The 11,132-nt window shown below is 36.4% G+C and carries 14 protein-coding genes; 4 read left to right on the top strand and 10 right to left on the bottom strand.

Going from position 1 to position 11,132, the window contains the following annotated elements; genetic code table 11:
* Positions 1–255: hypothetical protein (locus tag HMPREF2573_RS09395; RefSeq protein ID WP_210383681.1), on the top strand; the 255-nt coding region annotated here is incomplete at its 5' end.
* 361 nt (positions 256–616) lie between these two features.
* On the opposite strand, the gene HMPREF2573_RS00485 is transcribed toward HMPREF2573_RS09395, so the two are convergent.
* From HMPREF2573_RS00485 to HMPREF2573_RS00440, 10 genes are all read right to left on the bottom strand, one after another.
* Entirely contained in the window at positions 617–922 is a 306-nt protein-coding gene (locus HMPREF2573_RS00485; RefSeq protein ID WP_070472166.1) for a hypothetical protein, read from the bottom strand.
* Between the two features lie 104 nt (positions 923–1,026).
* Entirely contained in the window at positions 1,027–3,111 is a 2,085-nt protein-coding gene (locus HMPREF2573_RS00480; RefSeq protein ID WP_070472163.1) for a peptidase domain-containing ABC transporter, read from the bottom strand.
* Positions 3,112–3,180: 69 nt separating this feature from the next.
* Positions 3,181–4,443 (bottom strand): HlyD family secretion protein, encoded by a 1,263-nt coding sequence (locus tag HMPREF2573_RS00475; protein ID WP_012514676.1) that lies wholly within the window; start codon positions 4,441–4,443, stop codon positions 3,181–3,183.
* Positions 4,444–5,335: 892 nt separating this feature from the next.
* Positions 5,336–5,638, bottom strand: coding sequence for a hypothetical protein (locus tag HMPREF2573_RS00470; RefSeq protein WP_003668875.1), 303 nt, complete (start codon positions 5,636–5,638; stop codon positions 5,336–5,338).
* 314 nt (positions 5,639–5,952) lie between these two features.
* Positions 5,953–6,267 (bottom strand): hypothetical protein, encoded by a 315-nt coding sequence (locus tag HMPREF2573_RS00460; RefSeq protein ID WP_070472156.1) that lies wholly within the window; start codon positions 6,265–6,267, stop codon positions 5,953–5,955.
* Positions 6,268–6,294: 27 nt separating this feature from the next.
* Positions 6,295–7,446: a JmjC domain-containing protein gene (locus HMPREF2573_RS00455; RefSeq protein ID WP_070472172.1), complete on the bottom strand. Its 1,152-nt coding sequence runs from the start codon at positions 7,444–7,446 to the stop codon at positions 6,295–6,297.
* A gap of 539 nt (positions 7,447–7,985) precedes the next feature.
* On the bottom strand, positions 7,986–8,114 hold the full coding sequence (locus HMPREF2573_RS09680; RefSeq protein WP_003668881.1) for a hypothetical protein: 129 nt from the start codon (positions 8,112–8,114) through the stop codon (positions 7,986–7,988).
* A gap of 201 nt (positions 8,115–8,315) precedes the next feature.
* Positions 8,316–8,552 carry a hypothetical protein gene (locus HMPREF2573_RS00445; protein WP_070472154.1) on the bottom strand — a complete coding sequence of 79 codons (237 nt, stop codon included), beginning with the start codon at positions 8,550–8,552 and terminating at the stop codon, positions 8,316–8,318.
* Positions 8,500–8,757: a hypothetical protein gene (locus tag HMPREF2573_RS09155; RefSeq protein ID WP_126696546.1), complete on the bottom strand. Its 258-nt coding sequence runs from the start codon at positions 8,755–8,757 to the stop codon at positions 8,500–8,502. Before HMPREF2573_RS09155 ends, HMPREF2573_RS00445 begins: the two co-directional genes overlap by 53 nt.
* Before the next feature lie 152 nt (positions 8,758–8,909).
* On the bottom strand, positions 8,910–9,416 hold the full coding sequence (locus HMPREF2573_RS00440) for a replication initiation protein (protein ID WP_070472150.1): 507 nt from the start codon (positions 9,414–9,416) through the stop codon (positions 8,910–8,912).
* A gap of 476 nt (positions 9,417–9,892) precedes the next feature.
* Here HMPREF2573_RS00440 and mobC point away from each other — a divergent pair, with 476 nt between their 5' ends.
* The 3 genes from mobC to HMPREF2573_RS00425 all read left to right on the top strand — a co-directional run.
* Positions 9,893–10,222: a plasmid mobilization protein gene (gene mobC, locus HMPREF2573_RS00435; RefSeq protein WP_070472147.1), complete on the top strand. Its 330-nt coding sequence runs from the start codon at positions 9,893–9,895 to the stop codon at positions 10,220–10,222.
* A gap of 47 nt (positions 10,223–10,269) precedes the next feature.
* Complete coding sequence (locus HMPREF2573_RS00430) at positions 10,270–10,755, top strand: relaxase/mobilization nuclease domain-containing protein (RefSeq protein ID WP_070472144.1); 486 nt, start codon at positions 10,270–10,272, stop codon at positions 10,753–10,755.
* Between the two features lie 78 nt (positions 10,756–10,833).
* On the top strand, positions 10,834–11,132 hold a 299-nt coding region (locus HMPREF2573_RS00425; RefSeq protein WP_304439936.1), incomplete at its 3' end, for an MbeB family mobilization protein.

The raw sequence follows: 11,132 nt of genomic DNA, 5'->3' as shown, positions 1-11,132 counted from the left end.
TCACCAATACACAACAGCTTTATGAACGACTATGACACCTTGCTAACCGAACTAGAACAGCAATTAAACGAGCTTACCGAGACAAACACCAAACAGAGCGAGCAGATACAGAAATTAACCACAGTCAATCACTCTTTGACCAATCAGAACAAGCAATTGCAGAGGCTAATAGACAGATTGACGACACAGAACGCCAAATTAAACAACGAGAACAACAGGCTAATGAGCTTATTGCAAACCAACAAAAAATCCTAGACATGGGCAAGAGTTTTGGGTTTGGGCGGTAGGTTATTAAACCATTTAAGTGATTTTGTTATATCAATTACGTTTAGTCACAAACAATCTTCATCATCGCTTAGTTAAGCTTATTCAAGTTGTTAAAGTGCTCGGATTTGCTATTATTGAGCTGCGCTACTATTTTTGCATAAATTGGAGATATCCATTCTTTCTTGATAGTCTGCACTATTTAACCGATCGGGTATGGGTATATGTTGTGCAAAACGTGCACAATTAGGGTTATACAATTCATAACGATCTACATTATTTTTTTGAACAGGATTGGTAGAACATCCCACTATTGCTAAACAAATAAATATCCATGCTAAACCTATTGTCTTTACCATTTTTTAGTAACTCCAACCATAATCCCTCTATCTCCCCAATGAGTTTTCCCATCAATACGAGCTACATTTATATTTGCTGATGCACTAATCCCTTGGTTGTTAACATTATAACCAATATTAAAACTACCATATGACAATCTATTAGGATTAATTGCACCTATGCCATTGACTGACCAACGACTGCCGCCACTTATTGATCTAACTTCATCTAATAATAATTCACGCATAATATATTCCTTATTTAATATAGAAACGTTGCCATTACAAGCCAAGGCAATGGGTAACTTTTTATATTTCATAGTAAAATCTTAGTACATTAAATAGTACCTGTCAACATATGTTATTAATTAAATTTTTATAACTTTATGTTAGAATTGGTAATTAGTATATATTGAATAATTTATTAACCAAGGTTCAGTACCCAATCAGCGCTCTTAATCGTTTCAGGCCTGTGTGCTATCATTACTCGTGTGATACCTAGTGATTTAATCATTTCATTAATCTGATACTCTTTTTTAACATCCAAATGACTTGTTGCTTCATCTAAAAATAAAATTTTTGGTCTACGATATAGGGCACGAGCAATAAAAATACGTTGCTTTTGACCGCCTGATAGTATATTACCCATATCACCGACAAGCGTCTGATAGCCCATAGGCATTGACATGATTTCATCATGAATCCCAGCCATAATGGCACATTGTTCCACCCATTCATTGTCTATCTTATCATCAAAAAAGCTAATATTTTCAATTAAAGAACCGGCAAATAGCGTATCGTCTTGGTTGACGCTAGCAATAATGCCACGAGCATTTAATTCTGCCATACTGTGATGGATTTTTCCTGCAATTTTAATGTCACCTGATTTGGGCGTAAGTTCACCCATAAGTAAGCTCATCAGTGTACTCTTTCCACAACCTGTTGCCCCAACGATGGCTACCGATTCTTTATCTTTGATGTGAAAACTTAAATTGTCAATAATGTAGGGTTCGTCATCATTATAAGCAAAGGATAGATTGTTTACTTGTATATCATACACCAGTTTATCTTTTGGCTCTATTGGGGATAGATAGTCATTTTTTTCTGTTTTTTCTAAAACAATATCTGCTAACCTTTCACCATGCAAGTTTAACATTTTTACTTCAATAAATTTATCTATTAGATTGCTCACTCGTCCACCAAACTGGTTTTTATAGGCGATAAATGCCATTAAAATGCCAACTGTAAAAGTACCATCAATGACTAAGTTTGCACCTAAATAAATAATAATGAGATTTTCAAAACCAAAGATGATACCATTAATAAATCCAAACATAAGCCCTAATTTTTGGGTATAAAGTCCTGCATTGATGGTATTAACAAATAAGGTAAGCCATGTACTCTTTCTTATATCTTCCTTATTAAAACGTTTAATAGCACGAATACCGCGCATAGTCTCCATAAAATGCGTACTCTGCTTAGCTGCATGTATAATTTGCTCTTCGGTAGCTTGCTTTAGGGGTGTATACCAGAGAAAGCGCAGGAGTCCATAGATTATCATTGCACCTACTGCAATCCATGCCAGAGTTGGGCTATAAAAGAACATTAATACAAGTGTAAATACTGTCATCACACTATCTAAGACAACGGTTAAAAAAGTTGTGGTCAGCGTAGACTGAATGCTATCAATTGCTCCAAAGCGAGAAATAATATCGCCCAAATGCCTTTTTTGAAAAAACTGGCTGGGCAGATGTGTTAAATGATGAAAAACGTTAGCTTTCCATTGGATGTTGAGTGTAGTAGAAATATACATACTTATCCATGACTGAAGCAAGCTTGTCAGTTGTGTTAAGAGCATTAATATACCAAAACCGATAACAAGCGTGGTTAATAAATCCTTGTCAGCCGACACAATGGCATGATCAATCACCCACTGCATAAAAAATGGGCTGGTTAGTGCAAATACTTCTAATACTAATGCTAAAATCAATATCTGACCTAAGGATTTGTAAAGTCCTTTTATCTCACCAATCAGTTTGGATAAACGAATATTGGCCTTATCTTCTTTTTTCTCAAAATCACTATCCGCCCATACCTCTAGGGCTATTCCTGTAAAATGATCTGATGCCTCTTGAAGTGTCATTAGTCTTTGTCCAGCACTTGGGTCTAAGATGGTAATTTTAGTTTTGGATACAGATTTTAATACCACAAAGTGATTCATATCCCAATGCAGAATACACGGCGTACGCAGCTGATTAAGCTCATTCAGTTTCAGCCTTAAAGGGCGCGTACTAAGCTTCATTTGCCCAGCAATCTTAATAAGCGTGTGCAAAGTTGCACCTTTTTGAGAAATAGGATATTTTTGGCGCAAACTCCATAAATCAGTAAGATACCCATGATAATGAGCTATCATAGCAAGACAGGCTAGACCACATTCAGCAGATTCGGTTTGTAAAATAACGGGCAGTTTGGCTGATAAACCAAAATTAATATTCTTTAAAAAATCCATGGTTAAGATTGTCCATAAAAACTTTGACAACAAAAAAGGTGCAATTGCACCTATGACAAATTGATTGATTTAAATTTTACCTGTGAGACTATATAGCGGTTCAAGCACCCATTCATATAATTTGCGTGTTTCATGCATGACATCACCCTCCAAGGTCATGCCAACTGCTAGGGGTAGTTCTTTGCCGTAGGCTGTTATGGTTTGCTTATCTAAATATGCTTTGATGACATACATCGGTTCATTGGCGATTTGTTCAGTGGCTGATACTGTGCCAATGGTGGGTAAATTTTGTCCTGCATGAGCAGTTTTGGCAACAGAGATAATACGCCCCTTGGCATGTCCAAATTTCTGATAAGGATACGCTACATAGCGAAGCAATACTTCATCATCCGTCTTAACAAAACCAATAGCACGACTCGGTACATACATCACTGCAATCAAATAGCTGTCATTAGGTAGGATGCTTACAAGTGACTGACTACTATCCACAAATTGCCCCACATCGGCATGAGCGACACTTGCCACACCATCTACTTGGGCTTTGATAATCAAAGTATCGTTGGCTTGGTTTTGGATGCTATCGCTTTTGTTGTCAGACAATGTGCGTTCATATTGTAGAAGTGTTGTTCTATGTTCATGTTCTAGACGGGATAAGGCGATGGTTTGCTCTTTGATTTGCTTAGCAATCATCTCCTTTTCTCGCTCAAGGGCGGTCAGACTATTTAACTGTGTATTGTATGCCATTGTTTGTGATTCTAGTTCTTGCTTAGATACAGCCTCACTTTGCATAGCAAATTCATATCGTGTTAAAGTCTCTTTGGCAATGGCAACTTGATGGGTTTGTAGCTCTATTTGAGCTTGTAGTTTATCCATGTCTACTTGTAGACGCTCTATAGTATTTGCAATATTTCTTTTTTCGGCAGCTTGAGCTTGCTTGGTGCGAGTGATTTCATGTTCTATCAGCTGTCTTTTAAAGGTGAGCTCTTTATCTATAATACTTTGTACATTACCTGCATCGGTATGACGAGTAGTAGAGATTTTATATAGCATATCTCCTGCCTTAACCGCCTGACCTTCTGATACATATTTTTCTATAATAACTCCTGCTGTTGTGGTATAGACTTGCACCAATCCTTTGTCAGGAATCAGCTGACCTTTGACTGTGCTGCGTTTGGTGTACTCGCCCCATACCAAAAATATCATTAGTACAAGCCCTGCCATAAACGCACAAAACGTCAAAAAAGCAAAGCTAATCGGCGTTACTATCACAACCTTACCCGCCCAATCTATTTTTTGGGCGGATAGGGCTTCAGGGCGGAATAGACTAGACATAAGTAATCAATCACTGTAGTTATTGTCTGATTTGTCTTGATTATCATATTTTTTTATACAGCCAGTGATAGATATTATTATCATGATGGCTTCATAGTGTTCATACATGTATTTACCTACTGGTCAATTTGTGCGTTCTCTGATATACATTATACCCATACCAACCATTATCCCATATATAAACCAATACAAATAAGAGTCAAAATTGGTAATTTTTTGCAAAATCAAAATAGTCACACCTGGACCTACTATACCAATAATTAGCCTTAAGCCATAACTTTTTATCTGCATATAAAACTCTTTTTTTAATTATGGTAAAATTATTCCCATCTGACGATTTACTTCTTGGGTTTTTTGGTACATTTGCATGGCTTCTTTGATAATAGGGCTATTCTCTATATCATTGCCTATGTATGTTCCGCCAATCGCTAAAACTGCTGTGCCTACTGGGCCAAGCCCAAGTCGCATCGCTATAGCAGTGCCTGTTGCTGCACCAATAACTTAAAATTTTTGGTTTCGCTATTGCGGAGCCACAACCATTACCATATTCTGTTATCAATACAGATAAAATAAAAGAATTTAAATCTGACATTTCTAAAGTAATAATTGTCATCTTTTTGTCTATAATATTAATCCGTGTGATAGCTGCCGATTTTAATTTCTTGATTTATGCTTAATTTAAAATATTCTAAAAAAATTAGCGAGATTGCGACTTAGTCTTAATCATTTTTTTTGATATCTTAGAAGAAATAATCATTATAAATATAAACAATAACCATGAACTTGTATTTGATAAATCAAATAAATATTTAATAAACATATATATCAAGAAGCCTACTGTGAATGAAACCCATCCGCAATCACTAACAATATTTTTTAATAATTTTTTCATTTAAGGTAGTCCTCCAGAATACTCTAATTCGTAAGGTTCAGCAATTTTTCTATATTTACGATACCATTTCCAATCAAAATTTTCTACAGAATGTCCAATAACTGTACCAACTTCCATACCTTTTGTTCCACCAAGCCTTTGTCCAGCAATACCTCCTATTAGAGCGCCCCAACCAGGCGGTTTTGATAAATCTGTTTTTGGTAATCCCAAAGACTGATTACCGCTATCCCCATAATTATTCCCAGACTGATCTGTTGCACCACCAGAGACCATCTTGATTTGTTCAATACTTAATTCAAACATAAAGTTGCTCCTATTAACAAAGGTAAATTAAGTATTAAATTAATAATATTAATTTACTTTATTTTTTAAAATAACTAATTTTATTTAAAGATAAAATCAAGATGCAAAACAATAAATACTGTGCAAAAAAATTAATGAATATAGGTATGCTTATATTTTGCAAAAATATACAATAAATCACATACATACAAATACAAGAAATAATAGCTGATATAAAAATATTTTTAAAAGAATAATTTCTGAAATTCATAGCATTTCCTGAATTAAAAAATTATGACCACAGCTATGGTTTTTTATACCAAAATATTAAATGATTAGTCATTATGAAATAGCCCATTTTGCAACTGCCTATCTACAGAATTTTTATAATTTTCACCCAACTGATGATAGTCAATATTTACTATTTTATGCCCCACATAAGCCCCTACCAAACCCAAAGCTGGAGACGCCCAAGGTGCAGCTGGTCCAGTATAAGCTCCAGCAATAGTTCCAACTGCCCCTCCTATACCCTGACCCCAAGAAAAGTTGCTATTTGTTTTATTGCTACCACTATCCCCATAATTGTTCCCTGAACTATCCGACCCACCACCAGAGACCATCTTAATTTGTTCAATGCTTAGTTCAAACATAATAAACTCCTGTGAATAAAAAACAACTTAAAGTACCAATTCAATAATATCCAACTCAGCCATTTTGGCTATTGCCAACCTAACATCATTGGATATACTGTTATCGGTTACCTGCAAAAGATTGCACAAACTAATTGGCTCATATTGCATAATTTGCTTAAGTAAATATTGACTATCGTCATTGATATTAATCTTTAAGCCATTGGCAATGACATAGCCTTTTTCAAGTGTTCTGCCATCTACAATGTTAGAGATAATTAACGCATCATCAGGAATGTCATTTGCGTCAGCATTGGCATTACCAAACAACTGCATATTAAAAGCACTGTCGCTGCGATAGTTCGCCATATGTTCTTGCATGAATTTATCATAAACCACAGGGTCTGTCATGATGGCAGACAATTCATTGCAAGCTTGTATAATATTATCTTTGTCACTTTCCCAGTCAGACAAATTGTATCTTAAGGGTAGGATGTTTGGTGTTTGCTTGACTAGCCACTGCATATAGTCATAGCCTGTTGGGGCAAATGTTCCTATCGCTAAATGGAATGTCTTGCAACCCATTGGAACAGGATTGTGCCACCACCCACGTGGGATATATAGCACATCACCAGCTTCCAATACAATCTCCATATCAGGTATAGTTGGCTCTGGTACATCCACATCTTTGGACTGTTGCATATATAACGGGCTCTCAAAATTGGGTTTGTATAACGCCCAGTATTTTTTGCCCATCAGTTGCACTGCAAACACATCGCGAGTATCCCAATGGCTTTTAAAAGAAGCATCACTACCAAACGCCAAGTAGCCACTTACAACGGTTGGCGCTTGTACAAAATGGGAAATTTGTTTTGCCAAACCGTCTACAAAAGGTTCATTGTTAATGCGATTATAAACAATGGTTGCACCATGCTTCATATGATGATAAATGGCAGATTTAATAAAACGATAGCGAGTACGCCCCATGTCATCAAAGCTTTCTACATACTCAGAAATGGGTACGATTTCACCCTTTCTAAGGCGAAAAAGCTCATCTGTGGGATTGGCTCGCTGATATAATTCGTTGATTTGCTTCCAAGTAATATTCAAATCTTTGACTGCGCCCTTGAATACTTTGGGTGCTTGGTATAGCACTTGCTGCCTAAAATCTTGAGATGACATACCAAGATCTATGTGCATATAATACATCACTATTAAATTAAATTAAAACATTTTATAAAAATTCTTATCATTATATTCAAATAAAGGCAATTTGACAACACGGAATAACAAAAGCCCTAGATAAGGGGATAAAAATTGGGATTTTGGGCGTTGATTTTCTAGTTACCCCTACAAGTTTTGTATTTGCTAAAATTTTTGATTTATCATATTGCAGATAAAGAAAAACCCACCATAAGGCGGGCTTTTCGCTTAATACTAGGGGGTAGGCGTAAGCCCTCAATAGACCCTAGCAAACATTCTTATTGAAATTCTTACTCATATCTGTATTATTTAGAAAATAACATAAACCAATGCCAACCATTTTCATAAAGATAAAATGAAGCCACAATACACCCCATACATACTAAACACATATAAGCTCTAAAATTGTGGTTTTCAAAATTAAACATTTTTTCTATGGATGTGCAGGTGGTATAAAAAATCAAGCCAAATACAACAGCTGAAATTAAAATAAAAACCGTTTGATTCATTATATTTTTATCTGATTTGAATTGGATTTATTGGTAGTTTGTGCCAGCTTTGTCTTGAGATATTTTTACAGCCGCTTGGGTAAAACCATTAATACTACCTGCTAGAGCACCAGTACCCATTGCTGCTCTCACAGAATTTGTGGAGATGTCAGACATGATTTTTTTTTGCTCCTGTTACGGCAATATTTGCCCCCTAGCAACTGCACCAAACCTGTACCCATTACTACACCTTCAACAACAGCTCCTGCTCCACCACTTACCATACCAATCTCACTTAAAGATAATTCGCGCATCAATCTTCCTTTTCTTGAATTAAAGGAATAATTATATGAGAGAAATTTAAGGTAGTCAAGCCTACTACACCCCCATAACTTGCCTAAAATAATGTCTTACCATCGGATTTTTGTAGGCGGTGTTACCTACCGTATCTTTATCAAAAATTGACTGCATAACAGGGTTAATCAGTTTTTGAACTTCATCAATAATCCGAGTTTGTTCATCTTGGGGTAACCTCTCAAAATAAGCGATGAATTCAGCGTTTTCAGCTTCTTGGCGTTGTTTTTCTGCTTGCTCTGCTAGTTTGGCTTTTTTCACGCTCCGCTTGCTCCTTGCGTGCTAGGCGTTCATTTTCGGCTTTTTGCAACTGCTCATAATGTTCATCAAGCCCCCAACGGTCGGCAATGGCTTTTTGCTCAATGTTTTTTCTATGAAAATCGTTCACTAATTCGCCCTTACTCTCCAAATGGACGATATAGTCAGCGACTTTTTGGTGGACGATAGCAAGTTCTTTGTCGGTCAAACCATGTAAAATGCTTGGGATGTTGGGGTCTTTATCTTTGCTTTCAATTTGTGCTTGATTGGGTCTTTTATCTTTGATTTTTACGATTAAGTGTGTGATTGTTTTGCCTAGTTTTTGTTGTTCAAGGGTTAATTCAAATTCGCCTTGTTTATTTACCCCTTAATCGCAGGTTCAATAACCCATCTTTTAAATTCAGCGATTTTTTCATACTTATCTACCAAACCAAAAAAATGCCGCCAATCGTCCACGCTTTTTTTGCAAGTACCAACTTTTGCCCACTTACAAGCCATTTCATACATTCGCTTCATGGGTGTAATATTCATGTCTATGGTTTTATCGTAAGGATAAGCTGTGTAATCAATCTCACTATTATCAATCAAATACATCACATCATCGCTAAATCGAAAATAGACAAATGACCCCTCTTCGCTGTAACCTACTCTATCCACTAGTTTGATATGGAGTTTCATTTTAGCATAATTGCCGTGCTTTGGCTTAGTGCCAATAATCACATTTGAATGGTATCTGTCAGAATTTAGGGCTATATCTGTTCGTTGTTCCTGCGCTAGCCGTGAAGTAGCATTGAAGTCATAGTAAGCATCACACCGTTTTATCACACTTAAAGATTTATCTACTTTTTCAGTAAAAAGACGCTCCATGATTAGCCCTAAAAAATAAAATTTGGTTCATTTTAACACTACTTTTTTTATAGTGTAAATCTCTTTTTATGTAGTTCTACATTTGAAGTGGTAGACTTCTACACTTTTAGGCTCTGTATCCATTGCTACATAAGGCTTTGAGGTGTCCGACAATATTACAATATTATTTATACAATTAAACAATACCGAAATTCTTCTTTTTTTAAAAAATTAAAAATTTTCAAATTTAAACTAAAATCCTCTTTCTTTTGTCTTTTCAACAGATCGCCATAGTAAAATTAACAAAAGATATAAAGGGAAATCATACTTTAAGCACCCTTTAGGTACTTAAAAGCCTGTAAGGGGAAATTCCCCCAAACCCCCAGTTAAAAGACAAAAGAAAAAAGTAACGCATTGCACGCACATTACACTAAAATTTTAAAATATGACAATAGGCGTGCATTGTCATTACTTTTGCAATATTGGAATTTTTAACAATGAAATCGCCCAAACGCACCAAAGAAGTCAAAATCAGATTGACCGACCAAGAACATCAGATTTTACTGGACAAAAAAATAGGGGCAGAGCTTGCAACTTGGATTAGAAATACTTGCTTAGAAACCAAAACCCCAAAGAAAAAGCCAATTAAAACAGCAGACCCTGAACTACTTCGGCAACTGGCTAAAATTGGGGGTAATCTTAACCAAATCGTACGCATTGCCAACACCGAGCAAGCAAGAGGCGATATTATCAACCTTTTGAGATTAACCGCAGAATTAGCCACCATTAGGGAACAACTGGACAAACTTTTGGAGCATAACCAGTGATTGTTAAGTTTTTACCTAACAAAGGGAACGGAACTTGTTTGGCAACCATGAACTATTTGTTAGGTAAACATGGCAACAGAGAACATGCCAAAGTACTGCAAGGCGACCCTAAGCTAACACAGCAATTAGCCGACAGCCTGAACTTTAAGCACAAATATACCGTAGGCGTACTATCGTTTGAAGAAAAAGACCTAGAAGACAAAACCAAAAAAGAAATCATGGCGGACTTTGAAAAAGCCCTTTTGTGTGGTCTAGAACAAGACCAATATAATATCTGTTGGGTTGAGCATAAAGACAAAGGGCGTTTAGAGCTTAATTTTGTCATTCCAAAGATTGAATTGACCACAGGTAAGGCATTAAACCCTTATTTTGACAGTGTGGACAGAAAGCGGGTAAACGCATTCAAAGACCATACCAATGTCAAATATGATTTGACTGACCCTAACGACCCAGCCAATCGCCAACCACTAACGACCAATACAACCTACCCAAAGACAAAAAGGCGTTACAGAAAGCGATTACAGGCTATCTGATGAACGAAATGGGACAAGGTAGGGTAATAAGACCGTCAAGGCGTTTTAAGCGCCATACAGAGCGATTTAGGGCTATCTGTGGCGAGAATTACCCCTAACTCAATCAGTATCAAAGACCCAACCAACGAAAATGGGCGAAATATCCGCCCAAAAGGGGAAATTTATGCAGACAATTTCAGATTTAGCCAAGACTATTCAGCAGAAAACGAGCGAGCCAAAACTACCGAACAAATCGTACAAAACGAATTGACGACACTAGAACAATCCTTACAGCAGAAATTGAGAGAAAGCGAGCGTTTAATATCAAACTCTATCAGCGATCACCAAACGAACCTACAACTGTTGGCGATAATCTTAGTCATGGGATTGACCGCCCT

The sequence above is a fragment of the Moraxella sp. HMSC061H09 genome (assembly GCF_001809255.1).
In the GTDB taxonomy this organism is placed as follows: domain Bacteria; phylum Pseudomonadota; class Gammaproteobacteria; order Pseudomonadales; family Moraxellaceae; genus Moraxella; species Moraxella catarrhalis.
The sequence above is the reverse complement of the archived record's forward strand: the minus strand, read 5'-3'. Positions and strand labels throughout refer to the sequence as shown.